Genomic DNA, 26,983 nt, shown 5'->3' with positions numbered 1-26,983 from the left:
TAGGCTTACCCCACGATCGAACCGATGACCGGGTAACGGAACGGTCGGCCTTGCAACGAATAGATGATCCCTTTGATCGGGTAGTAAATCGCCATCAAGCCAAACACGATCAAAAACGGAATCCCGATCAGCACGAAGGAGAGAACCCAGGAAATGCTGATGAGAATACTCATGAACAGATGGAACAGCAAGGCTTGGAGAGCCATATTTTTCGCGTCGCGTTCTTGCATGAGCAGCCAGACGACGATGGGCACCAGAAACGGTGCGAAAAATGCGCTGGCGTGAGTGATTGCTTTTACCCCTCTATAATCCATGGAATAGTCCTCCTCGTCTTGTGTGACGAATGATCTTGTTGACCTTATTGTAACGCACATGTCGATCCCATCGTAACCATCAAAAGCGTGATCTGTAACTCCGACCCCAGACGGAGGCGTTTTGATTTCCAAACGTTTACTGTTATAGTATTAAGAAAATCTTTCGTTTTTGGAAAGATAATTCTAAATGTTTTCTGGATATGATGAGAGGTAAGGAAACGACGAAGGGAGCGTCTTACATGATGATCGATTGTCATCATCCGGTTAGCATCAAGGACCGGCTGATGTTTTTCTATAATTTTTTACAGTCACCCGGGCAAGTAGGTAGCATTACACCTAGCTCCCGAGCGTTGGCAAAGCAGATGATGCAGCCGATTGACTGGAGCCAGGCCCATACGATTGTAGAGCTGGGCGCGGGTACAGGGATTTTTACTACCTGGATCGAGCAGATGAAGCGGCCGGAGGCGACACTGGTTTCCTTTGAAAAAGAAAACAAAATGCGCGAAAAGCTAGAGCAGCAATTCCCCAACGTGCTTTTTCATGAAGATGCAGTCGATTTGACCCGCGTGCTGGGTGAAGCGGGTTTGGACAAGGCCGACTGTATTGTGTCGGGGCTACCGTTTGCCAACTTCCCGCAGGAGTTGCGCGATCAAATTATGGATGAAGTATATGCTGCGTTGAAGCCGGGCGGGGTATTTGTCACCTTTCAATATTCGCTCCAGATGAAAAAGCAACTGTCCACCGTGTTTGAAAACATGACCGTGAAGCTCGTTCCGCTCAATCTGCCGCCGGCATTTGTCTACGTCTGCCGCAAAGGGCACGAGTAGCAGCCCGATAGGAGGACAAAGCGATGATTGTGGAGATGCTGACCGAATCGGTTGGTCAGTTTGGCTATTTTGCCCTTTTTTTCATGTTATGGCTAGGGATTGTCGGAATGCCGATTCCGGATGAAGTGATTGTGCTGTCGGCGGGCGTATTGACCTCGCTCGGAATCTTGAATGTGTTTCCGGCTTTTGTAGCGACCTATCTGGGGGTTGTCTCCGGTCTGTCGCTCGGATACGTGCTGGGGAGATGGCTCGGCGCTCCGGCGCTGAACTGGATCGGCAAGAAAAAAGGGATGCACAAGTACGTGGACCGGGCGCAGGTGCTGCTGGACCGTTACGGCAGCTACGCCTTGTGCATCAGCTACTTTTTGCCTGTCGTCCGGCATGTGGTGCCGTATTTGGTGGGCATCGGAAAAATGACGTTCCGCCGTTACGCCCTGTTTTCCTACACGACGGGACTTGTCTGGACGCTGGTTTTGTTTTTCGCCGGCAACCTGATGGGCAACAACGTCGGGCATCTCAACGCATTTGTGGGCATGTTCAATCAAACGATGATCGTGGCAGCGGCAGGTCTGTTTATTTTGGCTGCCATCAGCTATTACGGATATACGCTATGGAAAAGACAAAGGAGCCAGGCTCCAGGTGCGGCCTCGCTGACGGTAAAACGCGAAGGAACCGAATAAAGAAACCCATCCCGCGCAGATTTTTCTGCACAGGATGGGTTTTTTGCGTATTCAGCGGAGGGAGGAACTGCGCTGTTTTTGCCTTTGGCGCTGGCGCAGCCACTCCGGGAGCACGATTCCGAGCAGGATGACGGCGACGCCTGCCACCTGCAGCGCCGATACGGACTCATGCAGGATGATGTACGAAGAAAATACTGCCATAGGCAGCTCGGCCGCACCGAGGATCGCAGCCATCCCCGGTCCGGTATGCGGAATGCCGAAGTTGAAGCAGACTGTCGGAATGAAGATGCCGAAAAGGGCCAGTAAAAATACGTACGGAAACAATCCGTCCAAAAGCGAGCCGTTCCAGAGAAACACAGGCGTGTAGACGAGCGCCGCCAGCAAAAACGACCCGGTAGACATGCTCGCGCTGCGCACCCACGGATTGACGCTGACCGCAGCTTTGCCGCTGAACAGCAAAAACAGCGTGTAGGAGACGCCAGACAGCAGTCCGAGCACCACACCCATGATGTGAAATTGGGCGATTCCGCCTGTTTCCCATACTCCGCCGGCAAGCAATGTTCCGAACAGCAGCAGGACAAGCGAAAACAGCGTGGGCTTATCCGGAATCCGCTTGGTCAAAATCGCCTCGGCCAGCACTCCCATCCAGGTGAACTGAAACAGCAGGACGATCGCAATCGAGGCCGGAATGAAGCGCAAGGCATTGTAGTACAAAATGCCCGTGGAGCCGACAGCCAAGCCGACGCCGACCAGAAGCAGCAGTTGTTTTTTTCCCGGTTTTGTCCGCAGGAAAAAGAGAGCGGGTATCCAGGTGAGGACGAAGCCGAAGAACATCTGGCCGCCGATGACTTCTGCCGGGGAATACCCTTGACCGTAGGCAAGCTTGACGATTGTCGACAAAATGCCGTAGCTGCATGCCCCCAGAAAAACAAGAAAAATATATCGCATGGGATGGATCTCCTTACTATTAGACAGTAATTCTTAGCTAGGATAATATGCATGAGACAGCTTTGTCTATTTGTGTGAAGAAAAGAAGCCAAATCTGGTAAATTAAAGGTTTACGTTTCGTGCTAACGCGGTAATAGGGATAAGGACACAAAATAAGCATACCCAACAGCAGAAGGTATAGCTTTGTGAGCGCGATCAACCAGAAGAAAAAGGGGGAGGCTTGTGTTATTGAAGTTGAAAGACCGATTATTTGCAACCTTTTTATTGCTGAGCCTGTTCCCCATCCTGCTCATCTGTTTTCTCTTCTACAAGGAAGCCCAGAAGGCAGTTTTTGAGCAATACGAAACGAGCATCGGGGGGCATCTCGATTCTGTTGACAGGCGGCTGAACACGATTTTTCAGACGATCCAACACGACACGAATCAGTTGGCAAACGATCCGGTCTTGCGAATGTCAATACCCAAGTCTCAGGAGAATCGACTGGAGGACCCTCTCGCCGCAAGCGATCGGGAAGCTCAACGAAGCAAGGTACGGGATGCCTTCGAAAATTTTACATACTTTCGCAATCTGATCCGCAACGTACATTTTGTGCGCGATGATAAGCAAGTCATTTCCTTGCAGCCGGAGGATGGCTGGGAGGAGAAGCGACAGCCGTCGGAGTTGAAAAAAGAGGCGTGGGGGACCGGAGAGAGCCAGATTTGGCTGCTCAGCCGCACAGATGAACAAGGGAACCCGAAATCGCTGTTTGTTTCGCAGCGCGTGGAAGGCCACAGCGAAGAGGTGTCAGGACTCTTGTTCGTTGAGATCAAGCTAGACGAGCTGGCCAGTTGGGTGAACAACAGCCCGATCGCCAAGTACAACAACCTGATGGTGCTGATGCCTTCCGGGAAAATATTGGTTCACCCGGATATGGAGCTGATCGGGAAAAACGTTTCCGTAGCGCCCGAGTACGGAAGCCTGAGCAAGCACTTGCTCGAATCCGAGGAGAAAAAAGTGTTTGCTGTCCACCTTCGCAACGAGAGTGTGTACGCGTACCATCAGACGTCGCCAACGAGCGGGATCACCTATGTGGAATGGCTGCCCGACCAGGATATCGCCAATCGGCTGGAACGGATGAAATTCATTTTGTGGTTCACGATCTGTCTCGTGGTCATCTTCTCCGGTTATGTGGCCCACCGCATTTCCCGCTGGATTAGCAAGCCGATCTACACGCTGGTTGACGCAACCGATGCTTTGTTAAAGGGCGACTTTTCCATACGCGTACCGATTGAAGGCATGCGCGAGATCACGTTTTTGGAAAAGAAGTTCAACATGATGGCGGCCCAGATACAGTCGCTGATCGAACGGGAGCGGGAATACTCCCAAAAAGGGCTCGATCAGATTGTCCGCAGCTTTTACTTGGCGGTGGAGATGAAGGACCCTTATACAGCCGGGCACACAGAGAGGGTGACCCAGTACGCACTCATTATTTACGATCAAATGCTGGACAAGGAGCAGCTTGGATTTACCCGTGATGATTTGCGCTATGCCGGTCTGATGCACGATATTGGCAAAGTGGCGATTCCCGATCACGTGCTGCTGAAAACGGGCAAGCTCACCTACGAGGAATACGAATTTATGAAGCGGCATCCGTCGATTGGGGCCGATATCGTGGAGCAGATAGAGAGCCTGGCTCATGTCAGTCCGGGCATCAGGCACCATCATGAGCGCTGGGACGGAAAAGGCTATCCGTACCAGTTGAAGGGAGAAAATATTCCCCTGATCGGCCGAATACTGGCAGTCGCCGATACGTTTGATGCCATGACCTCCACCCGTTCCTACCGCAATGCCATGTCGGGAAAAGAGGCGTACGAGGAAATCATGCGCTGCAAAGGAACCCAGTTTGATCCGGAGATCGTCGCCATTTTTCAAAGGGCGTATTTGAGCGGCGCCATTCAGGTGCCACAGCCGACCGAAAACAGTGACAGTATTGTCAAGGAAAAAGCCGCTACCTAGTATTGGATGGCTTTTCACCTTGCTATCGGCTCGTATCTTTGGTATTCTAATCGTACCGTGCTAGACGGGGAGGTTGCGGTGCCCTGTAACCTGCAATCCGCAATAGCAGGGTTGAATTCCTATCCTAGGTTTTCTTATGTGAGGCTGCCTTATGGCGGCGGTGTTGAGGAGCGGGTCCTGTGCAACGCGAACCCATGAACCTGGTCAGGTCCGGAAGGAAGCAGCCATAAGTGGATCATCGCGTGTGCCGCAGGGTAGCCTGCTCTGAGCTGCTACCATGAGTAACGCTTGGATAAGAATTATCGAAGATAGGTGCACGGTACCTATACGAACGTTCAATAGCATGTTTCCTGCGGGAAGCATGCTATTTTTATTTGCCGATCCATATATTTTTTGTTGGAATTTGACGATAACTAGCGAAACATTTCTCTGGAGAGGTTTGCCTTGGAGGGCAGGTGTTGAGCTTTTTTTCACGAAGTTTCATAATAGTTGAGAAATGACGTGGGTTTCTTTGCTCATGAAGTACGTCATAGGCCAGGAGGGACAAGCTGTGAGTGCACCTTTTTCGTTACATCTCGTTGGCTCGTCCGGACGATTGCAGCGGTTCATGCATCAACTGCCTACTGCCGTTTTATTGGTGAATCAATCGGGTAGTATCGTGGAAGTAAACGAACAACTGCTTCGTGTTACCGGATATTCACGCGATCAGCTTATCAAGCAACCCGTAGCGACCATCCTCCCTTATCAGGGCTCCATGGAGCAGATGTACGAGGAGCTTTTGCAAAGAGAAGAGGAGAGGGGAGCGAATGTGGAAGTAGAATGGCGTGACAAACAGGGGAAAAGCAGGAAAACGCCTGTGATGATACTGGTTCAGCAAGCAGAGAATCCCTTGTACTTGGTTCATTTTTACCAATTGGCTAAAGAAACCGATCAGGTCTTGTCTCAGCGGCTCATGACCAAGCTGACCTACGATACGAGCATAGGGCTGTTTATTCTCGATGAGCGTTCGCGCATTGTCGAGGCCAGTCAGACAGCCTGCAAGCTTTTGGGCATGGAGCGGCTCAATGTCATCAACAAGCACGTGGATGAAGTATTCAGCGGGATTCCGGAGCCGCATCGGCTGATTAAAAAAGAGCTTCTGGAAGGCGTGAAGCTGCAAAACGTCGCGACGTCCTGGACGAATGACAATCAGCGCTATGAGCTGATCGTCGACGCCAATACGCTGCAGGACGAGTCGGGCAAAACGGTCGGAGCTTTTATCCTGTTTAAAGACATTACCAACCTGCGTTCTTTTGAGCAAAAAATCGAGCGGAACGAGCGGTTGGCGATGATCGGGCAGATTGCCGCTGGCACGGCCCATGAAATTCGCAATCCGCTGACCTCCATCAAAGGGTTTTTGCAGATGTTTCTCAAGTCTTTTACCGACAGCGGCATGGATCGGGAAAAGACTTATACGGAAATCATGCTGACGGAAATCAATCGGATCAATTCGCTGGTCAGCGAGTTTTTGCTCCTGAGCAAGCCGCGTGATATTCAATATGCCATGGTCGACCTTAATACGGTTTTTGATGAAATCATGCCGATTGTCGAATCGCAGGCACTCCTGTACGGAATCGAAGTTCGGTTCACCTCTCGCGGCAAGCTTCCGATGGTAGTGGGCGATACCGAGCTGCTGAAGCAAGTATTCATCAACATATGCAAAAACGGAATCGAAGCGATGGGCGAGCAGGGAACTTTGCAAATTTCCCATCATCTCGACCAGGACGGAGACAAGATGAGCATCGACATCCACGATACAGGGCCGGGTATTCCGCTCTACATTATCGACAAGATTTTCGATCCGTTTTTTACGACAAAAGAAGAAGGGACAGGGCTTGGCTTGTCTGTCTGTCAAAAAATCATCCACGACATCGGCGGCCAGATTCGCGTGTCGTCCAAAGGGTACGGGACGACCTTCCACATCATGCTGCCGTATCTGTAAAGGTCCAGTCTCGACAAAAGCGTCCCGCACACTTGTGAACGGGGCGTTTTCTTTGTATGAACGGTACCAATCGTGTATAATGAATAGGATATGGAAGAGGACTGTGCAGATGGGGAGTGTCACACGAACATGGCTTATACCGCGCTATACCGCGTATACCGGCCGCAGACGTTTCAGGATGTAGTCGGACAAGAACATGTGACGATAACCTTGCGTAATGCTTTACGCGAAAATAGGCTTTCTCATGCTTATTTGTTCAACGGTCCCCGAGGTACGGGAAAGACAAGTGCGGCCAAAATTATGGCCAAGGCAGTGAACTGCGAGCAGCCGATTGATGGCGAGCCGTGCAATCAATGTGAGACATGCAAAGCGATTTCCAATGGTTCGGTAACTGATGTGCTGGAGATCGACGCCGCCTCCAACCGCGGGGTCGAGGAAATCCGGGACATTCGCGATAAGGTGAAGTTTGCTCCGAGCGACGTCAAGTACAAGGTGTACATCATTGACGAGGTGCATATGCTGACGACAGAGGCATTCAACGCCCTGTTGAAAACGCTGGAGGAGCCGCCTTCCCACGTCATCTTTATTTTGGCCACGACAGAGCCGCACAAGCTGCCGGCAACGATTATCTCCCGTTGCCAGCGCTTCGATTTTCACCGGATTCCGTTAAAGGTGATGGTCAATCTGCTGCAGCGGATTTGTCAGTCGCAAGGAGTGCAGGTCGAAGAACAGGCCTTGCAGCTCGTGGCGAAGATGGCGGAGGGCGGGGCGCGTGACGCGCTGAGCTTGCTGGACCAGGCGATCAGCTACAGCAAGGATCAGGTGCGCGCCAGCGATATCATGCAGATCACGGGTACGGTGGCCCAATCGTATTTTTCCGTCCTCGCGAGATATATTGCCCAAAACGATGTCGCGCAGGTGATGGAACAATTCGATCGGGTAATGGTGCAAGGAAAAGACCCGGAGCAGTTCTTGCACGATTTTCTCTACTATTACCGCGACATGCTGTTGCTGAAAACAGCGCCGCAACTGGAGGAGATTGTGGAGCGAACCATGATCGACGACCAGTTCCAGGAGGTTGCCAAGCTGTATTCTTTGCCAGCCCTGTATGCGACGATCGAGACGTGCAACCAGGCGCTGTCCCAGTTGAAATGGTCGACGTATGCGCGGGTGCTGGTGGAGCTGACACTGGTGAAGCTGTGCCAGCCAAACGCCCAGGTAGCGGCGGCGACAAGCGGAACGGCGCCAGCGGTCGGCAACGAGGAACTGACCGTTATGGCGACACGGCTCAGTACTTTGGAGCAGCGGCTGAATCAGGTGCTGCAAGGCCAAGTCAGCTTGCCCGGCCAGCAAAAGTCCGAGGAGCCGCGCAAAAGCGAGCCGAGACGCGTGGTAGCAGCCGCAGGCGGCGGTTCGCGAACACCGCTCAATCGCGTCAGGGAAGTAGCCAAGGCGCTGGATGAGAATTTGACCAGACAGGTTCGGGGGCAGTGGAGCCAGATTTTAACCGAGCTGAAAAAGATCAAAATCCAGTATCAGGCGTGGCTGGTCAACGGTCAGCCTGTAGCCGCCGGGAACGATGCGGTGATCGTCACTTTTTCCAGCGCGATCCATTGTGATAAAACCATGGAGCCTGAACTGAAGGGCGTCGTGGAGCGAGTCATGTCTACTGTGCTGGGAAGGCCGTTGCAACTGTTGTCCGTCATGGAGGAAGAATGGCAAGGCATCGACCAGCAGGCGGCAGCGCAAAAAGACGGCCCGGCCACAGAGCAGGAAGATCCGTTTCTGGCAGAAGCGATCAAGCTTGTAGGGGAAGGACTCATAGAAGTAAAAGACTAGCCAGTCCAAACAATCGACAATCATAGGGAGGATACCTGAATGAAAAACATGCAGCAAATGCAACAGATGATGAAGCAAGTGAAGAAAATGCAGGAAGAAATGCAAAAAACGCAGGAAGCGCTGAAAGACAAAATCGTCGAAGGCTCTGCGGGCGGCGGCGCGGTAATCGTCAAAGCCGATGGACACAAGCAAGTCAGAGACATCGTCATCAAGCCGGAAGTCGTTGATCCGGAAGATGTGGAAATGCTGCAAGACCTGGTGCTGACAGCCGTGAATGACGCGCTGCGCAAAGCGGATGAAATGATGGGCAAAGAAATGGGCAAATTCACCGGAGGCATGAACATCCCGGGCCTGTTCTAAAATCGGGCAGGAAAAGAGGTTATTCGCGATGTTCTATCCAGAGCCGGTCTCCAAGCTGATCGAAGGCTTTATGAAACTGCCCGGCATCGGTCCCAAAACCGCTGGGCGGCTTGCTTTTTTTGTGCTGAACATGAAAGAAGACGACGTGCTTGATCTGGCAAAGGCGTTGGTCAACGCCAAGCGCCAGCTTCACTATTGCTCGGTCTGCAACAACATTACTGATCTTGATCCGTGCCACATTTGCCGGGACAAACGCAGAGATGGCTCGATCATTTGCGTCGTCCAGGAACCGCGCGATGTCGTGGCGATGGAAAAGACGAAAGAGTTCGAGGGCTACTATCACGTGCTGCACGGCGCGATTTCTCCGATGGACGGCATCGGGCCGGAGGACATCCGCATTCCTGATCTGCTGAAGCGACTCGGCGACGAACAGGTGAAGGAAGTGATCCTCGCCACCAATCCGAACATCGAAGGCGAAGCCACGGCGATGTACATATCGCGGCTCATCAAGCCGTTCGGAATCCGCGTGACGCGAATCGCGCACGGATTGCCAGTGGGTGGAGACCTGGAATACGCGGACGAGGTTACCTTGAGCAAAGCGTTGGAAGGCAGGCGCGATCTATAAGAGTGAAAAAGAAGACGGGGGAACTGCCTGTCTTTTTTTCGTTTAGGCGACAAGGAGGGGCACGATGCCTGTTATTCGCATGGAGTTTACGATTCAGGCGCCGCAGCAGATTTGCTTTGATGCGGCGCGCAGCATTGACTTGCACATGGAGTCTACCGCCAGTACGCGGGAAAAGGCGATCGGCGGGGTCACCAGCGGATTAATCAACCTGGGCGAGACGGTTACGTGGGAAGCGGTCCATTTTGGAATCAAGCAGCATTTGACTGCCAAGATTACGGAAATGGAAGCGCCCCGTTATTTTGTCGATGAAATGGTCTCCGGCGCGTTCAAGCGTTTCCACCACACGCATGAGTTCGTGCCGCTGGGCGAGAACGAAACGAAAATGCTGGACACTTTTGACTATTCCTCTCCTTTTGGCATCTTGGGAAAGCTGTTTGACTGGCTGGTGCTTGAGGCGTACATGACCCGTTTTTTGCGCACGCGAAACGAGTACATCAAGCAGGCAGCCGAAGCAAAGGCCCGGGCTTTGCAGCAGGAAAGCAAGAAATCGTGAGAAGACGGCGGACTTTTTTTCGTGGACGAGACATAGAGTTGAAGTAGGAGCGTGAGGAAATGCTGACAGGACCAGGACCGTCGCTTGCGAGTTGGGCTGGGCGACAAAAGTCCACGCCGTGGGCGATCATGCTGTTTATCGGGTATTGGCTGATGTTTGCGGCCGAGTTTTCCATGATTCGCTTTCGTCTCGGAGAGGACGGCAAGTGGATTGCTTCTACGGCAGACCAACCACAGGCATGGGTAGGGCTGCTTGTTTTTGGGGTCGCGGTGCTTAGCGTCATCGCAGCCGTCGGCTTCATTTACGGCCTCGCGCGTGAAAGCAGGCAGACCTTGTGGCTATGGGGAAATCGCGAGCTGACAGGCAACGACGTGGTGCACATCGTGGCGTGGATGCACGTGTTTCAGACGGCGGTGCTGATCTTGTACGGTTTCGTGCTGGAAGACTCGCTATTTGCTGTCGGAACGGTTGCGGGCACATTGGAGTCGGCTGTCTTTCAATTGTTTCTGCTCATCCTGATTCCGCTGTGGTTTCGCGGACGGCTAGGGGAAATCGGGGTGTGCCGACCCGTTCGGATCAAGCAAATGCTCGTCTTGCTGCTGGTGCTGTTCCTGCTGATTGTGCTTTTGCTGGACGTGCTGGTGACCAATCCGATAGCCGACTGGCTTGGGCTGTCGCTGTCTTCGGAGCGAGAGCAGCAGATTGAAAAGGAGATTGTTTCGGCGAAGGATACCGATTTGCTGGCGGCGCTGGCATCGCTTGCGGTCATAGGGATCATGGTGCCGATCGCAGAGGAAATTTTGTTTCGCGGTGTGATTCAGACTTATCTGGTTCGGCGCGTAGGAGCAGTGGCAGGCATTGTGCTCAGTAGCTTCTGGTTTGCTCTTTTGCACATTGACGTGGCGTTGTTTGCGCCGCTGTTTGTCATCGGGCTTTTGCTGGGCTTTGTCCGGCACCGCTACCAGTCGATCTGGGGAGCTGTGCTGCTGCACGCGGTGAACAACATGACGGGGGTTTTGTATTACTTTAACTAAAGGAGGGTCTGCAGGTTGAGCAGGTGGGGCAAAAAAGAGCGGGTTGTCATTGACTGGGATGCCGAAAGTCTGGATGTAGCCGTGAATCAGGCCCGTGAGGATTGGCAGCATGCCCGCCATCTCGTCGAGGTCAGCGAGCCGGATGGCGGTTTGGAGGATGTCATCTACTATTTGCACGTAACGGAAAAGCGGTATATGTACTTGCTGGCACAGGCAAAACGCGAGCGGCATCGCAAGCACGCGTAGGAGGGGGCAATCATGGCTACGGGGTGGATCATCGCTCTGATTATTGTCGGGATTTTGCTTTTGACAGCGGCAAGCAAGTCTGTGACTACGCCGATCAGGTGGATCGGCTTTGGAGTCATGCAGGTTGTCATTGGCGCCATTTTGTTGTTTTTCACCAATCTGGTTGGCGAGTTGGCCAGCTTCCACATTCCGATCAACCCGGTCACCGCGCTGGTCGCCGGATTTCTCCGCCTGCCAGGACTCGCCGCCCTGATCGTCATCAAGCTGTGGATCATGTCCTGACGATTTTTAACCATCTGTTTTCAAAAAGGCAATGCCGCGGTTCTCGTATTTGACCCGGCTTTCGCTGGGTTGGCGAAAAGAAGCGAGCAGGGCAATCAAGCGAGGCAACGCCACGATCACGACACCGCCGAGCAAAGTAAGCCCGTAGTCGGCCGAAAGCCAGACGTACGCTCCGGCCGCAATGAAGACGCTGCCGAACAGCACCGTGCACTCGCTGGCCCGATAAACGGACAGCGGCACGGGAAGCAGGTACCCGGCCCCCCACCATGGAGAGACGAGCATGTCGGCGGTTGTCCGTGGCTTTTGCGAGCGCAGGCGGGCGTAGAGCCGAAAAATGAACAGGTGGCAGATCGGCACAACGGGCAGGATCGCCAGCGTGACGACGAGCGAGGCGACAGGCACCTGCAACAGCATGGAGCTGCCGATCAGGGACAGGCCGATCAGCACGAGCTGAAGCAAATACCCGATCAGCCCCCAGCGAAAACGGTAGAGCAGCTTGTAGCTGTAAATCGTATGTTGGTGGGCATGTCCCTTCATAAAAAGTCACTTCCTTTGCGGTCTGGTTGTCGAGACTGGCATGTATGTACGACAGCGATCACGCTGTTGCTGTTCTTTTCCCCATTATCGCACAGTCGCAAATCTTGAGAAAGCCAGTACCTGATGCTGACAAGCCGTTGGTCCTTTGCCGGACTGGCGGCTTTTTTGTACAGATAAGTGCAACTAAGGCTGCGCCAAGCCATTGGCGCAGCCAAGTTTTCTAACCGTTTGCGGCCTGGAAAACAGTACGCTTCCGGCAGGCAAACGAAGCCGCTGATGTGATGGGCAAGCGGTTTATGGGTACGCTAAAAAGGAATGAATTGGGATTGGCCGTGATTGGGCACGAAAGATGCGGCGAAACATGCCGCCAAGCCAGAGGAGAGGAGGAGGACATTTGCGCCATCAGCGTATGAAGTTATGGGTCGCTGCTGAGCAAACCTTACACAAGTGGGGCGAGTCGCTAAAAGAATGTGGAATTGATCTGCTCGTCGCGCAAAAAAAGGAACCCGCCGAAGAGGTGGACGGGCTTTTGCTGACGAGGCTGGGCGATTACAGCCGCCTGCAGGAACTTGGCGGAAACAGCTTGCGCCAGGAAAACAGCCCCGTTTTGCTGCTTGTATTTGGAGACGAAGCGCCGTATGGCTGGGCTGATGAGCTGGCGGCAGCGTGCGAGGCCAGCCAAAAGCCGTATGAAGTGGTGCGGATGAGCCTGTGGTCAGGAAAGGAACGGGTGCTGCTCGGGGGCGGTCCGGTCGGACAACAGATGCGCCGCCTCTGTCGGCTGCTCGCTGACCACGGCAAATTGTCCATGGTATGCGGACGGCGGGAGGTAGATGAAGCGATTCGCCAGCTCCCCCGCTATTTGGCGTGGAAGGAACGATTTTATTGGGAGATGGGCGAGGCGTGTGACGACAACGGCGTATCGCTCAAGCAGGTGTCCCGGGCGTTGGGGCTGGACACGCGAGTCGGGCAAGGCTGGTTAGACCCCGTGCACCAGGATCATTCGCTTGTCTGCGCGTGGCTCGTGCGGGAATGCCAACATGTCCTGCAAAAAACGAAAATCGAGCGAATCGCGCTGATTGGCCCGGCAGACTTGTGGAACAAAATGCCCCAAGGCTGGCTTGCCGATAAGGCGGTCGCTGTGTACACGGGGACGGACGAGCCATTTCCGAACGAGGCACGTCCGGGGTGGGTCCGTTGCGATTCCTGGAAGGCCGCTGTGCAGGAAGCCGATTTGCTTGTGATCGGTGACGGGCTGGAGGTGGCCGCCGAGCTGTCCTTGCAAGAGCTGGCCCACACGATGCGACAATCGCTGGTCGTTGATGCAGCCTCCTGTTTTCCTGCCCAAGAAGCCCAGCTCTTTTGCAAAGGTTACCGAGCTGTCGGCGAAAAGACGAACGTTTGGGAATGATGCCGATTATAATGGGGTATAATGGTTGGTAGATTGAGGAAAAGGGCAGGCGTTTTACTATGGAAAAAGTTGCTCAGCGATGTATCGTCTGTGAACAGGAGCAAAATGACGGAATCGCCATTTGCGAGCAGTTTATTTGCCAGAAATGCGAACAGGAAATGGTAAATACCGACGTCCAGGACGAAAAGTATCCGTTTTTTATCCACCAGATGAGACGTATTTGGCTGCGAAAAGATGCGTGACGGAAAAAGGCATCGGCATTCCCGGTGTCTTTTTTCGTTTGCCAAAAAGCTTGGCAAAATTCCGTTATTCCCTTGTCAAATCATGCTAAAATAATGGGTAATTCATTCATGACAAAGGACGTGAGTCGCGCGTGCTTACGAGAGATGCTGAATTTCGGGAGCGGCAAAAGCGTGCGCCCCTGTATGAACATCTGGAACGGCACGCGAGGCATCGCCCGCATCCGTTTCATGTGCCAGGACACAAGATGGGCCACAGCTTTGACAGCCACGCCAAGCAGCGGTTTCAATCCATACTGGAGCTGGATTTGACAGAAATCACCGGAACCGATGACCTGCACCAGCCCCAGGGCGTGATTGCAGAAGCCCAGGCGTTGGCTGCGGAGGCTTTTTCAGCCGAAGAGACGAGATTTTTGATTGGCGGCAGTACAGTCGGAAACATCGCCCTCATCATGACGGTATGCCGGCCTGGAGATAAAATTTTGGTACAACGCAACTGCCATAAATCTGTTTTTCACGGAATCATCCTGGCGCGGGCGACGCCTGTATTTTTGGTGCCGGCCGTAGATTTGGCAACAGGCGTGGCTGCGGGAGTCAGACGCGAGGATGTGGAGCGTGCCCTGCAAGCACACCCGGATGCCAAGGCTGTTTTTTTGACGAATCCAACCTACTACGGGATGGGGATCGACTTGGCAAAAATGGCGGCAATCGTGCATCGGTACGACATTCCGCTGTTGATCGACGAAGCGCATGGAGCGCACTTTGGCTTCCATCCGGCTTTTCCTCTCTCGGCGATGCAGTCGGGGGCGGATGCGGCCGTGCAGTCCACGCATAAAATGGCTTCGGCCATGACGATGTCCTCCATGCTGCATTTGCAGGGCGAACGAATAGACCGGGAACGGCTGTATCGGCAGCTTGCCATGCTACAGTCTTCCAGCCCGTCGTATGTTTTGATGGCTTCGCTCGACCTGGCCAGACGCCATCTGGCGTTGGAGGCTCACGAGGAATGGGAGCGGCTGCTGCCGCTTTTGGACAAGCTGCAGGAGCGAACAGCCCAGATGGAGTGGCTGGAGTGGCCGCAGCCGTGCGCAAGCCGGGTGTACACGACATTTGATCCGTTGAAGCTGTTTTTGCATTTGCGAACCGGACAGATGAGCGGGCTTGCCCTGCAGGAATTGATGGAAAGGCACGGACTTTTTCCCGAGCTGGCCGACGAGTCGCACGTGCTGTTGGCCGCGTCAGCGGGAACCTCTCTGCGGGATCTGGAGGCGCTCCTTCGCTTGCTGGAATCCATCTCGCCGGAGGTAGAGCTGGAAGAGGAGCGGATTTTGCTGCATGGCGTAGTCTCCTCGCATTACTTGCGCAAGCAGGCTGTGCCGATGCACGAGGCTGTCGACCGTCCGCGGGAGACGATTCCGCTGGAGCGGGCGTTGGGACGGGTAGTTGCGGAGATGGTCATCCCTTATCCGCCAGGCATTCCGGTGTTGGTGCCGGGAGAGCGCATGGACGAGGAAGGCTTGGCGATGCTTGCCGAGCTGCGGAGGGGACATACCCGTTTTCACGGGGTACAGGATGATCGGCTGCAAACGATTCAAGTATTGCGTTAATTTATAGCTGGCAAGCATGCGGCCTGTGACAGCAGGTACGGAAGGAGTATGGAAGTGACAACAGGACAAAAAGGCCGATTTTTTACAATCGAAGGCGGCGAAGGAGCGGGGAAATCGACCGTGATCGCCAAGCTGTACGAGGAGCTGAGCGCGCGCGGAGTGGACGTGCTGTTGACGCGCGAGCCGGGCGGTATTGATATTGCGGAGAAAATCAGGGAAATCATCCTCAATCCGGCGCATACACAGATGGACGAGCGGACGGAAGCGCTGCTGTACGCTGCGGCGAGACGCCAACATTTGGCGGAAAAAGTGCTGCCGGCTCTGGCGGCTGGCAAGCTCGTGCTGTGCGACCGTTTCATCGACAGCAGCCTTGCTTACCAAGGCCATGCGCGGGGACTTGGCATTGATGCAGTGTACGAGATCAACCGCTTTGCCGTCGGGGATTGCATGCCGGAGCTGACGCTGTTTTTTGACGTGAAGCCCGAGACGGGGCTTGCGCGGATCAACAAAGCGCGCGGCCGGGAGGTCAATCGCCTCGATCTGGAAGACATCCGCTTTCACCATCTGGTCAGGGAAGGGTACCGACTGGTGATGGAAAGAGAGCCGGAGCGCTTTGTCGTCATTGATGCCGAGCAACCGATGGAGCAGGTGTACGAGTCGGCACTGCGCGCATTGCTTGCCAGATTGTAAGGTTCGCAGTACCGCATGTACAGGTACATACTGTATAATATGTTTAGGCGAAATATCGTACCAAGCCTACGTGTTTTTCATACAATGAAGCAAACCATGCGGGATTGATTCTTGCGGAAAGGGTGATAGCCGATGAAAATGGTAGTTGCGGTCGTCCAGGACAAAGATAGTGGTCGTCTGTCTCAACAACTGGTGAAGAAAGGGTTTCGCGCGACGAAGCTCGCCAGTACCGGAAGCTTTTTGCGAGCTGGCAACACAACGTTTTTGATCGGTACGTCTGACGAAAGCGTGCCGGAAGTAATCGACATCATTGCGCACCACTGCAAATCCCGCAAGCAAATGGTCACTCCCGTTTCCCCTCTCAGCAATGCGGTAGATTCGTTCATGCCGTACCCGTTGGAAGTGCAAGTGGGCGGAGCCGCTGTGTTTGTGCTCGACGTCGGAGAGTTCCACTCGTTTTGACGCAATGCGACCCGGCGCAACTGCAATCTGCAATGAATCCTTCTTCCAATCTACAGGTTCCTGCTCTCTTTTTTCGCCGCTTTCGTTTATACTTGATCTAACGGGGAAAAAATCCTCTACTGATCGGTTCTGTGGGGTGGCGTGATGAAAATCGGCGACGGGCCAAGACCTAAGCTGGACATGATAAAAACCGCGGATTCGCGGAGAAATCCTCAGCTCGAAAAGCTGAATTTTGGCACGATGATGCAAGGAGAAGACGAGCGCATGTCCCAGGAGCTGCTCAACCGGCTGCTCGGCGACATTGACAGGATGGGGCAAATTCTCGCCAGATCCCGCTCGGTTCGCGACTTCTATTCCTATAAAAACCTCGTCAAACAGTTCATGGAGGAAGCCGTCAAGTACGGCGTCGCCCTGGATGACCGGCGAGGAATGAATCGGCGAGGCCGTAGCAGGCTTTACAAAATCGTCAAACAGGTCGATGCCGAGCTGTTGCGTCTGACAGACGAGTTGCTTAGCGATCAGGCACCGACGATTGATTTGTTGGCCCGGATTGGTGAAATCCGCGGCATGCTGATTAATTTGTATTTTTAGTGGGTGTGAAACCATTATGACATGGACCCGTTTTTCCCAGCAGCCACGCGCTTCGGAGCTGCTGTACCATAGCCTGCTCAACAACAGACTGGCGCACGCTTATTTGCTCGCCGGTCCGAAGGGAGCAGGCAAAAAGCAGATGGCCCTGCATCTGGCGAAGTCCCTTTTTTGTCCGGAAAGGGAAGCGGACGCCTGCGGGGCCTGTGTTACATGCAGGCGGATTGAAGGGGGAAACCACCCCGATGTGCTGTTTATTACACCGGACGGGGCCTCAATAAAAATCGACCAGATTCGCGCGCTGCAAAAAGAAATGGCGATGCGTGCGGTAGAGTCCGGGCACAAGGTGTACATCGTTGAACACGTCGACAAAATGACGACCCAGGCCTCCAACAGCCTGCTGAAGTTTTTGGAGGAGCCGCCCGCTGGCGTGCTTGCCTTGCTGTTGACGGAACACAGCCACTCGATCCTCCCGACGATTTTATCCCGATGCCAAATCGTTCAATTCTCGCCACTTTCTGCCGAAGCGATCGCCGAACAACTCCGGGCAGACGGCATTACAGCCGGGATGGCGCAGGTTGCCTCCCACATTACGACAAATGTGGAAGAGGCCAAGGCACTCAGCCAATCAGAATCGTTTGCACAGCTAAGAAATCTAGTGATACAATTGAGCCATGAGTGCAAACAGCGTAATTCGTCTGCGCTCTTCACCATCCATGATATGTTGCAAAAGAGCGACAAAATCAAAGAGGAACTACCCCTCTTTTTAGATTTGCTCATCCTTTGGCTGCGCGATATCCTGTATGTGCAAGTAGGCAGGCATGCCCATCTCATTAACAGCGACCAACAGGATGTGCTGCAAGGACAAGCACTGGTATGGACAAAAGCTGAGCTCTTGCATGGGATAGATTTGGTCATGGATACGAAAAATCGGATAGAGCGAAACGCCAACGCACAGTTGGCTCTTGAGCGGTTGGTTCTTCAATTCCAGGAGGGATAACCCTTGTATGAGGTTGTTGGGGTCCGTTTTAAAAAAGCGGGCAAAATATATTACTTCGACCCTGACCGACTGCCGATAGAGAAAGATTGCACCGTAATCGTCGAAACGGCGAGAGGGGTCGAATATGGCAAGGTCGTCATCGGCAAAAAAGAAGTCGCTGAGTCCGATGTGGTGTTACCGCTCAAAAAGGTCATTCGTATGGCTGACGAAAAAGACGCAAAGCAGGTTGATGAAAACAAGCAAGCTGCCAAGAATGCCTTTGCCGTGTGCCAGACGAAGATCAAGGAGCACAAGCTCGATATGAAGCTGGTCGATGTGGAGTACACATTTGACCGCAACAAGATCATTTTTTATTTTACCGCGGACGGCAGGGTTGATTTCCGCGAGCTGGTAAAAGACCTCGCTTCCGTGTTCCGCACTCGCATTGAGCTGCGTCAGATTGGCGTGCGTGACGAAGCGAAGATGCTGGGCGGCATTGGCCCCTGTGGCAGGCTGCTTTGCTGTTCGACTTTCCTCGGCGATTTCGAGCCTGTTTCGATTAAAATGGCCAAGGATCAAAACCTTTCGTTGAATCCAGCAAAAATCTCCGGTCTGTGCGGTCGGTTGATGTGCTGTTTAAAATACGAGAATGACAACTACGAAAGCACGCGTGATGAAATGCCGGATGTCGGCAAAATGGTCACTACCCCGATGGGAAATGGACGAGTCGTTTCCGTTAACGTACTGGATCAGTCCGTTCAGGTGGAGCTTTCGATCGACAAACGCATCACAGAGTTTGGTTTAGATGAGATTGCGATAGGGCTCCCCACCTATGAATAAAGTGTGGGGGTAGGGGAGAGGTGAGCTAGTGGACAAACGGGAAATCTTCGTCAAGATGGCGAGCATTGAAGAACGAATTGGGGACCTGTACAAAGAGATCGGTGAGTTGAAAGACGTCATCGTCGTTTTGATGGAGGAAAACGCCCAATTACTCGTTGAAAACCAGCATCTTCGCAACCGACTGGAAAAGAAAAAGACTGGCTCTCCGGCAAAACAAAAGGGAGCAAACCCTGTCGCCAAGGAGAAAGCGAAAAAAGCCGTGGTCGGGGAAGGGTACGACAACCTTGCCCGCCTGTATGCAGAAGGGTTTCACATCTGCAACGTGCATTTCGGCAGTCTGCGCAAAGAAGGGGATTGTCTGTTCTGTCTCTCGTTTTTGAGCGGAGGACCTCAAAAATAAAAGGTGACGAGCGATCACCACATGGAGAAAGCGACCTGTGCCACGTGTCAGGTCGCTTTTTCCAAGACAAGGAAAAAAGGAGTAGGGAACAAAGGATGGAACCAGTCATTAACGTGCCGCTCTATGATGCGGAGCGCATTGACGATTTATTGACTCACGAAATGAAAATTATCCAGAGCCACGAGGTGTTCTGTTTTTCGATGGACGCCGTGCTGCTGGCGCGGTTTGCGTCCGTTCCCAAGCGCGGGAGAGTGCTCGACATGTGCACGGGCAACGGAGCGATCCCGCTTATCATGACCACGCGCACACCGGAAGCGCGTTTTGATGGCATCGAAATTCAGCAGCGGCTGTTCGACATGGCGAGCCGCAACGTGACGCTCAACGGACTGACGGAGCGGATCGAGATGCACCACGGAGATGTCAAGGACGCGGTATCGCTTTTCGGGCACGGGAAATTCGATCTGATTACGTGCAATCCGCCTTATATGCCTGCGACGAGCGGGGAGAAAAATGTAAGCGAGCATTTTGCAATCGCCCGTCATGAGATTTTGCTCTCGCTGGAAGACGTCATTCGCGTGGGCAGCCAGTTGTTGAAAAACGGCGGCAAGCTTGCTCTCGTTCACCGCTCGACGCGGTTGATCGACATTATTTCCTTGATGCGCCAGTACGGAATCGAGCCGAAGCGGATGCGTCTGGTTTACCCGCGCAAGGAAGCCGAGCCGAATATGGTGCTGATCGAAGGAATCAGGGGTGGCAAGCCGGAGCTGAGGATTCAGCCGCCGCTGATTGTCTATGAGAATGGTGAGGAATACTGTGAAGAACTGCAAGAAATTTACTTCGGCAGACGAGATTCCCTCGCATAAAAGCCATTTTGTCTACATTCTCGCCTGCGCGGACGGCTCCTTGTACACCGGCTATACGACGGAGTTGCTGCGCCGCCTGGCGATGCACAATGAAGGCAAAGGGGCGAAATACACCAGAGGGCGCGGGCCGCTTGCGCTTGTCTTTTGGGAAGAAGGGCCTGACCGTTCGTGGGGCTTGAAGCGCGAGGAAGGAATCAAACGGCTGAATCGCAAGCAAAAAGAACAGTTGATTGGAGGGACGCCGCGATGAATATACAGCGCAGCTTTGCGCAGGAAGAAACAGGTGTCCTGTATCTGGTCGCTACGCCAATCGGCAATCTCGATGATATGACGGTCCGTTGCCTGGAAACGCTGCGGGCGGTTGATGTGATTGCCTGCGAGGATACGCGTCAAACAAGGAAGCTGTTGAACCATTTTCAAATCGAAAAGCGCACCGTGAGCTATCACGAACATAATAAGGAAGCGAGCGGTCAGGGGCTGCTGCAATGGCTGGCCGAAGGAAAACAGATCGCGCTGGTGAGCGACGCCGGACTTCCGGCGATATCCGATCCGGGCGCTGATCTCGTGCGCGATGCGGTCGCTGCCGGATACCCTGTCGTTCCGGTGCCAGGAGCCAACGCAGGGCTGACGGCGTTGATCGCTTCGGGGCTGCCGACAGACCGCTTTGTCTTTTGCGGCTTTATCGGCCGGGAAAACAAGGAGCGGCGCGAAGAGCTGGAACGACTCAAGCGCTACCCGGAGACGCTGATTTTTTATGAAGCGCCGCACCGCATCGAGAAGACGATTGCGGCCATGCGGGAAGCGTGGGGGAATCGGCGGGCCGTGCTGGCGCGCGAGCTGACCAAGCGCTACGAAGAGTTCGTGCGCGGCACTTTTGATGAGCTGCTGGAATGGCTGGGCAATGGCGAAGTGCGCGGCGAGTTTTGCGTGATTGTCGAAGGCTTTACAGGCACAACCGCTGCTGAAGCAGACGAGGAAAACATCTGGTGGCAGCAGTTGAGCATTGTCCAGCATGTCGAGCATTACTGCGAGCAAGGCTTGAGCAAAAAAGAGGCGATCAAACAGGCGGCAGACGATCGCGGTTTGCCCAAGCGCGACGTCTACAACGAATACCACCGCGACCAGGAAGACGAGTAAGATGAGCAGGAAGCTGACCGAACGGGTCGGCTTTTTCTTTTCGTCCGATCAACCAGCGCAGCAGCGACGCAGGCAGTACAAATAGCCTCCGCGAAGCTTGTCCCTTTGCGAAGGCATATCGTATGTAAATCAAGTACGTATGGAAATGAGTGTTTAGCGTTTAACAACAGGCATCTCGGTCAGGCAATCCTGGCACACGATTTTACCTTTAAAATGAGATACTTTATCAGCGTTTCCACAGAAGATGCAAGCAGGCTCGTATTTTTTCAGGATGATGCGCTCGCCATCTACGTAAATTTCCAAAGCGTCTTTTTCCGCGATGCCCAGTGTGCGGCGCAATTCGATCGGAATAACGACACGACCCAGTTCATCTACTTTACGAACAATCCCTGTTGATTTCATCATAGTAAATTCTCCTCTCAAGTCTTCATATGTCGATGTATTGGTAAACGCTCATCATTAATCGTCAATATTCGACATTATCTGTTGGGATTATCATACCAGCGATTCCCAAAGGTGTCAACATCATTTTGACAAATCTTTGAAAAGCAAAGTTTTTTTTGAAAACAGGAAAGCTGATATATCAGCGTTTCGTAGAAAAGTGGAAACGGTATGGAAAATTTTATGGATAAAATTAACTGGGAGAAATGCGTGTCGAATCGGTCACTTTATGTCGAATAAAGCCGCGCCCATTCGACAAAAAAGCCTTGTCTTCTCTTTTTTGCCTTTTCCTGTCATGTATAAAATAAATCGTAGCCGTTCGGCCCTCCTGGATGTTTACAAAACAAGTCGGTCGTGTACAATAGAGGGTAAATGAGGGAATTGATAGCAAAACGACTATGATGGGAAGAGTAAGCCGATCCTCCTTATCCCAGAGAGCCGGGGTAGCTGAAAACCGGCATAAGCGAGCAGGCTGAACATGGCCCCAGAGTCTTGCAGATGAACAGCCACGGAAATGACCGTGCCCAGTAGTTTGTGACGTCGGCCCACGTTACGGGCAGAGTCTGTTTCAGACTCACCAAGTCCGTTGTCCGCGAGGGGAACGGAGCATTTGGGTGGTACCGCGAGTTAGAGCTCGCCCCAATTTTTGGGGTGGGCTTTTCTATTTTTCTAAACGTTATCAGGAGGGGCTAGGTTGCATGAAACCAACATATTACATCACCACACCGATTTACTATCCAAGCAACAAGCTGCACATCGGCAATGCCTACACGACAATTGCTTGTGATGCTCTGGCGCGCTACAAACGTTTGCGCGGCTATGACGTCTACTACCTGACAGGTACGGACGAGCATGGACAAAAGCTTCAGGAGCGCGCAGCCGAAGACGGCAAACAGCCGCTGGAGTTCATCGATCCGGTTGTTGACTGGATTCGCGACCTGTGGCAAAAACTGGACATCTCCTACGACGATTTCATCCGCACCACGCAGCCGCGTCATAAGGAAGTCGTGCAAAAAGTGTTCCAGCGTCTGCTCGATCAGGGCGACATTTACTTGGGCGAGTATGAGGGATACTACTGTGTGCCGGACGAGGCTTTCTGGACCGAGACACAATGTAAGACCGACAAAGGCTACATTTGCCCGGATTGCGGCCGCGAAGTGAAAAAAGTGAAGGAGAAAAACTACTTCTTCCGCTTGTCCAAATACCAGGACAGATTGCTCGCGCACATCGAGGCGAACCCTGACTTCATCCAACCGGAGAGCCGCCGCAACGAGATGATTAACAACTTCCTCAAGCCGGGCCTCCAGGATTTGTCCGTATCCCGCAGCACGTTTGACTGGGGGATCAAAGTGCCGAGCGATCCTGAGCACGTCATTTACGTCTGGATCGACGCGTTGACCAACTACATTTCCGCGCTCGGCTACTTGTCTGACGACGACAGCAAATACCGCCGTTTCTGGCCTGCGAATGTGCATATGGTGGGAAAAGACATTTTGCGCTTCCATACGATCTACTGGCCGATTTTGCTGATGGCGCTCGATGTGCCGCTGCCAAAACAAGTTTTCGGTCATGGCTGGCTGCTGATGCCGGACGGAAAAATGTCCAAATCCAAAGGCAACGTCATTGATCCGAAGCTGCTGATTGATCGCTATGGCTCCGATGGCGTGCGCTACTTCCTGCTGCGCGAGATCAACTTCGGCCAGGATGGCATTTTCACACCGGAATCGTTTATCCAGCGTCTGAACTACGATCTGGCAAACGACATCGGCAACCTGCTGAGCCGTACCACTACGATGATCGAAAAATATTTCGATGGCATCGTGCCAGCCGCACAAGATGCCGGAGAGCCGGATGACAGCCTGATCGGCCTGGCGATGAAAACAAAGGCGCTGGTCGAGGAGCATATGGAAGAAATGCGTTTCTCCAACGCGCTTGCCCACATCTGGGAGCTGGTAGGACGCACCAACAAATACATCGACGAAACGATGCCGTGGAATCTGGCAAAATCGGAAGAAACCAAGGGACGTCTGGCAACGGTCATGTACAATCTTGCGGAGAGCATCCGCATCACCTCCATTTTGATTCAGCCGTTCATGACCAAAGCTCCGGCGAAAATCTGGGACCAACTCGGAATCCTGGGCAACGAGCAGGCAACAAGCTGGGAATCTGCCGGCGTCTGGGGCGGATTGCCTGCCGGAAGCACTGTCAGCCGCAAAGAGCTGCTGTTCCCGCGCCTGGACGTGCAGGCTGAGCTGGCCTTCATCGACGAATCGACAGCAGAAGCGCGCCGCCAAGCAGAGGAAAACAAGAAAAAGCAAGACGCATTGAAAGGGGAAGCACCTGTGAACGAAACGACTGCCAACCAAGCTGAAGTGACAGAAAAACCAGCGGATGCCAAAGAAGAGATCGGCATTGACGACTTTGGCAAAGTAGAGCTGCGCGTCGCGCAAGTAGTGGAGTGCGCGAAGCATCCGAATGCCGACAAGCTGCTGATTTTGCAGCTCGATCTCGGCTATGAGAAGCGCCAGGTTGTCTCCGGTATCGCCAAATACTACACTCCGGAAGAAATGGTCGGCAAAAAAGTAATCCTCGTCGCCAATCTGAAGCCAGTCAAGCTGCGTGGCGAGCTGTCGCAGGGCATGATCCTGGCAGCATCCGCAGGCGACCAACTGACGCTGGCGACAGTCGATCCGAGCATGCCAAACGGAGCGATTGTGAAGTAACGAGGGCTAGGAAAGGAAGGACCTATTTTGCTATTCGAAACGCACGCGCATCTGAACGCGAAGGAATTCGACGAGGATCGCGAGGAGGTCATTGCCCGCGCGCGGGAAAACGGCGTCAGCACGATCGTGAACATCGGGTTTAACGCGGAAACCATCCCGACCTGCATGGAGCTGGCGAAAACCTATGATTTTATTTACGCAGTCGTAGGATGGCACCCTCAGGACGCAAAAGATATGACAGACGAGCATCTGGAATGGATCGAGGAGCTGAGTCGTGATCCGAAAGTAGTGGGGCTGGGCGAAATGGGCCTCGACTACTACTGGGATACGTCGCCAAAAGACGTGCAGGCCGAAGTGTTCCGCAAGCAGATTCGTCTGGCGCGAAAACTCGACATGCCGATCATCATCCACAACCGGGACGCTCACCAGGATGTTTTGACGATCCTCAAAGAAGAGAAGGCAGCAGAAGTCGGGGGAATCATGCACTGCTTCTCGGGTAGCTGGGAGACAGCGAAGCAGGCGCTGGACATGAATTTTTACATCTCGTTCGGCGGCCCGCTGACTTTCAAAAACGCGAAGCAGCCAAAAGAAGTAGCGGCAAAAGTACCGCTCGACAAGCTGTTGATAGAAACAGACTGCCCGTACCTCACCCCGCACCCGTTCCGCGGCAAGCGAAATGAGAGTGGCTACGTGCGCTACGTTTGCGAGGAAATGGCGAACATTCGCGGTCTGTCTTACGAAGAAATGGCCCAAATCACTACGGAAAACGCAAGGCGTTTGTTCCGCCTTCAGCCGTAAAAAACGGCAAGCAAAAACGGGAAATCACGACATATCACGTGATTTCCCGTTTTTTTGTTCCTCGATCTTGTTGTTCTACTCGTTTTTGGTGGCGCATACCTTGAACAATGTGTCGAACGATTATTGTCCATCCGACACGGCTCCTCGACAGGAATCTGCTACCATTCGCCATCTGTTTTTTGCTAGTCTGTTAGCATTATCGCTTCGGCCAAGGGAGGGTAAATTTGACAAAGCCGGGAAAGTGACATACAATCAAAGCCGACCTTGCTAAGTACTGGCCACTTCCAGAATATTAGTGCAATTACATCGACCCTTACCTGGCTAGACAGGAGAAGCCTCGTGCTTTTCTAGGAAAAGGAGTGTGGGAAATGGAGTTACGCGCGATATGGGAAAGGTATAAGAATCGGGGACTTGTTCTTTTTGGCGTCCTCTCTCTTGTTCTCATTCCCATGATTGGCTATTTCTCTGCCCAGGCTACCCAGCCAAAACAGGTCACTTTTTCGTTGGACGGAGAAAGCCAGACGGTAGCTACCAAAGCGAGTACCGTTGAGCAGTTCTTGACCGAGCGAAACATTACGGTAACGGAAAAGGATTCCCTTCAACCAACACCTGAGACGAAGCTATCAGACGGAGCAATGATTACTTTACATACAGCCTGGTCCATTCCGGTCCAGGTTGACGGGCAGACAAAAACGATACAGACACTTAGCCGCGATGTTGCTGGCGCGTTGAAGGACAGCGGCATTGCGCTAGGTGAAAAGGACCGGGTGGAGCCGGCCTTGAGCGCCTCGCTGACCAAAGACTCGACAATCACGATCAAGCGCGTCGTCGAGCAGATGGTAAAAGTCGAGGAGCGAGTTACTTTCCAGGAAATACGCAAAAACGATCCAGCGTTAGAGAAAGGCAAGTCCCGTGTATTGCAAAACGGGCAAGAGGGTAAGGCTATTGCACACTACAAGCTGGTTATGGAAGACGGGAAGGAGGTCTCCCGTGAACTGGTGACAAGAGACGTGCTTGTGCCGAAGAAAGACCAGATCGTGGCGGTGGGAACGGCAGTTCCTGCGCTGCAAAACAACGATCCGTCGCAACGGGTCTTGGTCGCTTCAGCAACGGGTATGGTCTCGCGTGGTGGAAAAGTATTTAGGCCGAAAAAAGTACTGAACGGGGTTACCTTGACCGCCTATTCTCCTGCGGGGGGAGGCAAACACCCTAGCTCGCCAGGCTACGGCCGCACGGCGACGGGCGTGAAGGCCAAGGCAGGTCATACCATCGCTGTAGATCCAAAAGTGATTCCGTATGGCTGGTGGGTTTACATCGAGGGCGTTGGGTATCGCCGGGCAGAAGACACGGGCGGAGCGATGCGTGGCGGCAAAATTGACGTGTTTGTAAGCACGGAGGCAGAGGCTGTTCAATTTGGCCGCAAGCGCAACAAAACCGTCTATATAATCGGGCCGCAGAAACCGTAAGACAGGGGCGAACAGCTCCTGTCTTTTGTCTTTGGCGTTTTGGGAATAGTCGTGATAAGCTGTTTGATAGTTAGACGGTTCAAAGCGCAGAAACGTTTCGCGAAACAAGGGCTTTTTG

At 53.2% G+C, this 26,983-nt stretch carries 30 protein-coding genes, 1 other RNA gene and 1 other annotated feature; of the genes, 27 read left to right on the top strand and 4 right to left on the bottom strand.

Features of this window, described 5'->3' with window-relative positions; translation table 11 throughout:
• Window positions 1-5: 5 nt before the first annotated feature.
• A complete protein-coding gene (locus AC27IT_RS18535) occupies window positions 6-314 on the bottom strand; it encodes a DUF4870 domain-containing protein (protein ID WP_007776298.1) in 309 nt (102 codons plus the stop codon).
• Window positions 315-553: 239 nt separating this feature from the next.
• Here AC27IT_RS18535 and AC27IT_RS18530 point away from each other — a divergent pair, with 239 nt between their 5' ends.
• On the top strand, window positions 554-1,141 hold the full coding sequence (locus AC27IT_RS18530) for a class I SAM-dependent methyltransferase (protein ID WP_487092025.1): 588 nt from the start codon (window positions 554-556) through the stop codon (window positions 1,139-1,141).
• A 23-nt stretch (window positions 1,142-1,164) separates the two neighbouring features.
• A complete protein-coding gene (locus tag AC27IT_RS18525) occupies window positions 1,165-1,821 on the top strand; it encodes a DedA family protein (protein ID WP_487092024.1) in 657 nt (218 codons plus the stop codon).
• Between the two features lie 51 nt (window positions 1,822-1,872).
• On the opposite strand, the gene AC27IT_RS18520 is transcribed toward AC27IT_RS18525, so the two are convergent.
• Window positions 1,873-2,769, bottom strand: coding sequence for an EamA family transporter (locus AC27IT_RS18520; RefSeq protein ID WP_007776309.1), 897 nt, complete (start codon window positions 2,767-2,769; stop codon window positions 1,873-1,875).
• A gap of 222 nt (window positions 2,770-2,991) precedes the next feature.
• On the opposite strand from AC27IT_RS18520, the gene AC27IT_RS18515 reads away from it, so the two are divergent.
• From AC27IT_RS18515 to AC27IT_RS18470, 10 genes are all read left to right on the top strand, one after another.
• Window positions 2,992-4,764 carry an HD domain-containing phosphohydrolase gene (locus AC27IT_RS18515; protein ID WP_025848821.1) on the top strand — a complete coding sequence of 591 codons (1,773 nt, stop codon included), beginning with the start codon at window positions 2,992-2,994 and terminating at the stop codon, window positions 4,762-4,764.
• Window positions 4,765-4,819: 55 nt separating this feature from the next.
• An RNA gene (gene ffs, locus AC27IT_RS18510) (signal recognition particle sRNA large type) lies at window positions 4,820-5,084 on the top strand.
• A gap of 230 nt (window positions 5,085-5,314) precedes the next feature.
• On the top strand, window positions 5,315-6,745 hold the full coding sequence (locus AC27IT_RS18505; RefSeq protein ID WP_122952828.1) for a PAS domain-containing sensor histidine kinase: 1,431 nt from the start codon (window positions 5,315-5,317) through the stop codon (window positions 6,743-6,745).
• Between the two features lie 129 nt (window positions 6,746-6,874).
• On the top strand, window positions 6,875-8,584 hold the full coding sequence (gene dnaX / locus AC27IT_RS18500; RefSeq protein ID WP_007776318.1) for a DNA polymerase III subunit gamma/tau: 1,710 nt from the start codon (window positions 6,875-6,877) through the stop codon (window positions 8,582-8,584).
• 48 nt (window positions 8,585-8,632) lie between these two features.
• Window positions 8,633-8,944, top strand: a complete 312-nt coding sequence (locus tag AC27IT_RS18495) for a YbaB/EbfC family nucleoid-associated protein (protein ID WP_005830527.1) — start codon at window positions 8,633-8,635, stop codon at window positions 8,942-8,944.
• 28 nt (window positions 8,945-8,972) lie between these two features.
• A complete protein-coding gene (recR, locus tag AC27IT_RS18490) occupies window positions 8,973-9,569 on the top strand; it encodes a recombination mediator RecR (RefSeq protein ID WP_005830525.1) in 597 nt (198 codons plus the stop codon).
• A 64-nt stretch (window positions 9,570-9,633) separates the two neighbouring features.
• On the top strand, window positions 9,634-10,122 hold the full coding sequence (locus AC27IT_RS18485; protein ID WP_003843412.1) for an SRPBCC family protein: 489 nt from the start codon (window positions 9,634-9,636) through the stop codon (window positions 10,120-10,122).
• 59 nt (window positions 10,123-10,181) lie between these two features.
• Window positions 10,182-11,156 carry a CPBP family intramembrane glutamic endopeptidase gene (locus tag AC27IT_RS18480; protein ID WP_005830521.1) on the top strand — a complete coding sequence of 325 codons (975 nt, stop codon included), beginning with the start codon at window positions 10,182-10,184 and terminating at the stop codon, window positions 11,154-11,156.
• Window positions 11,157-11,171: 15 nt separating this feature from the next.
• The gene (locus tag AC27IT_RS18475; protein ID WP_005830519.1) at window positions 11,172-11,402 is read left to right on the top strand and encodes a DUF2508 family protein; all 231 of its coding nucleotides are present in this window, start codon (window positions 11,172-11,174) and stop codon (window positions 11,400-11,402) included.
• Between the two features lie 12 nt (window positions 11,403-11,414).
• Window positions 11,415-11,684 carry a pro-sigmaK processing inhibitor BofA family protein gene (locus tag AC27IT_RS18470; RefSeq protein WP_005830517.1) on the top strand — a complete coding sequence of 90 codons (270 nt, stop codon included), beginning with the start codon at window positions 11,415-11,417 and terminating at the stop codon, window positions 11,682-11,684.
• Window positions 11,685-11,690: 6 nt separating this feature from the next.
• Here the strand turns inward: AC27IT_RS18470 and AC27IT_RS18465 are convergent, their stop codons facing one another.
• Window positions 11,691-12,221, bottom strand: coding sequence for a hypothetical protein (locus AC27IT_RS18465; RefSeq protein WP_005830515.1), 531 nt, complete (start codon window positions 12,219-12,221; stop codon window positions 11,691-11,693).
• 394 nt (window positions 12,222-12,615) lie between these two features.
• On the opposite strand from AC27IT_RS18465, the gene AC27IT_RS18460 reads away from it, so the two are divergent.
• The 12 genes from AC27IT_RS18460 to rsmI all read left to right on the top strand — a co-directional run bounded on the left by AC27IT_RS18460 (window position 12,616) and on the right by rsmI (window position 21,437).
• A complete protein-coding gene (locus AC27IT_RS18460; protein ID WP_241764869.1) occupies window positions 12,616-13,632 on the top strand; it encodes a Rossmann-fold NAD(P)-binding domain-containing protein in 1,017 nt (338 codons plus the stop codon).
• A gap of 59 nt (window positions 13,633-13,691) precedes the next feature.
• Window positions 13,692-13,874 (top strand): sigma factor G inhibitor Gin, encoded by a 183-nt coding sequence (locus AC27IT_RS18455; RefSeq protein ID WP_005830511.1) that lies wholly within the window; start codon window positions 13,692-13,694, stop codon window positions 13,872-13,874.
• Window positions 13,875-14,005: 131 nt separating this feature from the next.
• On the top strand, window positions 14,006-15,478 hold the full coding sequence (locus AC27IT_RS18450) for an aminotransferase class I/II-fold pyridoxal phosphate-dependent enzyme (RefSeq protein WP_221843000.1): 1,473 nt from the start codon (window positions 14,006-14,008) through the stop codon (window positions 15,476-15,478).
• A 48-nt stretch (window positions 15,479-15,526) separates the two neighbouring features.
• Entirely contained in the window at window positions 15,527-16,168 is a 642-nt protein-coding gene (gene tmk / locus AC27IT_RS18445; protein ID WP_005830508.1) for a dTMP kinase, read from the top strand.
• A gap of 132 nt (window positions 16,169-16,300) precedes the next feature.
• Window positions 16,301-16,630: a cyclic-di-AMP receptor gene (locus AC27IT_RS18440; RefSeq protein ID WP_005830506.1), complete on the top strand. Its 330-nt coding sequence runs from the start codon at window positions 16,301-16,303 to the stop codon at window positions 16,628-16,630.
• Between the two features lie 144 nt (window positions 16,631-16,774).
• Entirely contained in the window at window positions 16,775-17,221 is a 447-nt protein-coding gene (locus AC27IT_RS18435; protein WP_005830505.1) for a YaaR family protein, read from the top strand.
• Window positions 17,222-17,237: 16 nt separating this feature from the next.
• Complete coding sequence (gene holB, locus AC27IT_RS18430) at window positions 17,238-18,218, top strand: DNA polymerase III subunit delta' (protein ID WP_026556972.1); 981 nt, start codon at window positions 17,238-17,240, stop codon at window positions 18,216-18,218.
• 3 nt (window positions 18,219-18,221) lie between these two features.
• Window positions 18,222-19,037 carry a PSP1 domain-containing protein gene (locus tag AC27IT_RS18425; RefSeq protein WP_005830502.1) on the top strand — a complete coding sequence of 272 codons (816 nt, stop codon included), beginning with the start codon at window positions 18,222-18,224 and terminating at the stop codon, window positions 19,035-19,037.
• Window positions 19,038-19,065: 28 nt separating this feature from the next.
• Window positions 19,066-19,437 (top strand): DNA replication initiation control protein YabA, encoded by a 372-nt coding sequence (gene yabA, locus AC27IT_RS18420; protein WP_005830500.1) that lies wholly within the window; start codon window positions 19,066-19,068, stop codon window positions 19,435-19,437.
• A gap of 95 nt (window positions 19,438-19,532) precedes the next feature.
• Complete coding sequence (locus tag AC27IT_RS18415) at window positions 19,533-20,300, top strand: tRNA1(Val) (adenine(37)-N6)-methyltransferase (protein WP_005830499.1); 768 nt, start codon at window positions 19,533-19,535, stop codon at window positions 20,298-20,300.
• The gene (locus AC27IT_RS18410; RefSeq protein WP_005830497.1) at window positions 20,251-20,550 is read left to right on the top strand and encodes a GIY-YIG nuclease family protein; all 300 of its coding nucleotides are present in this window, start codon (window positions 20,251-20,253) and stop codon (window positions 20,548-20,550) included. The genes AC27IT_RS18415 and AC27IT_RS18410 overlap by 50 nt, the downstream gene beginning before the upstream one ends.
• Window positions 20,547-21,437 carry a 16S rRNA (cytidine(1402)-2'-O)-methyltransferase gene (gene rsmI, locus AC27IT_RS18405; protein WP_005830496.1) on the top strand — a complete coding sequence of 297 codons (891 nt, stop codon included), beginning with the start codon at window positions 20,547-20,549 and terminating at the stop codon, window positions 21,435-21,437. Before AC27IT_RS18410 ends, rsmI begins: the two co-directional genes overlap by 4 nt.
• Before the next feature lie 153 nt (window positions 21,438-21,590).
• Here the strand turns inward: rsmI and AC27IT_RS18400 are convergent, their stop codons facing one another.
• A complete protein-coding gene (locus AC27IT_RS18400) occupies window positions 21,591-21,842 on the bottom strand; it encodes an AbrB/MazE/SpoVT family DNA-binding domain-containing protein (protein ID WP_007776347.1) in 252 nt (83 codons plus the stop codon).
• 425 nt (window positions 21,843-22,267) lie between these two features.
• Window positions 22,268-22,523, top strand: a binding site (T-box leader).
• A gap of 53 nt (window positions 22,524-22,576) precedes the next feature.
• On the opposite strand from AC27IT_RS18400, the gene metG reads away from it, so the two are divergent.
• From metG to AC27IT_RS18385, 3 genes are all read left to right on the top strand, one after another.
• Window positions 22,577-24,601, top strand: coding sequence for a methionine--tRNA ligase (metG, locus tag AC27IT_RS18395; protein ID WP_025848803.1), 2,025 nt, complete (start codon window positions 22,577-22,579; stop codon window positions 24,599-24,601).
• A 27-nt stretch (window positions 24,602-24,628) separates the two neighbouring features.
• Complete coding sequence (locus AC27IT_RS18390; protein ID WP_005830491.1) at window positions 24,629-25,399, top strand: TatD family hydrolase; 771 nt, start codon at window positions 24,629-24,631, stop codon at window positions 25,397-25,399.
• A 368-nt stretch (window positions 25,400-25,767) separates the two neighbouring features.
• Window positions 25,768-26,865: a resuscitation-promoting factor gene (locus AC27IT_RS18385; RefSeq protein ID WP_005830489.1), complete on the top strand. Its 1,098-nt coding sequence runs from the start codon at window positions 25,768-25,770 to the stop codon at window positions 26,863-26,865.
• Window positions 26,866-26,983: the final 118 nt, after the last annotated feature.

Source organism: Brevibacillus sp. YAE8, from assembly GCF_057543335.1.
Note: the sequence above shows the minus strand (reverse complement) of the source record. Positions and strands in the feature narration are given on the sequence as shown.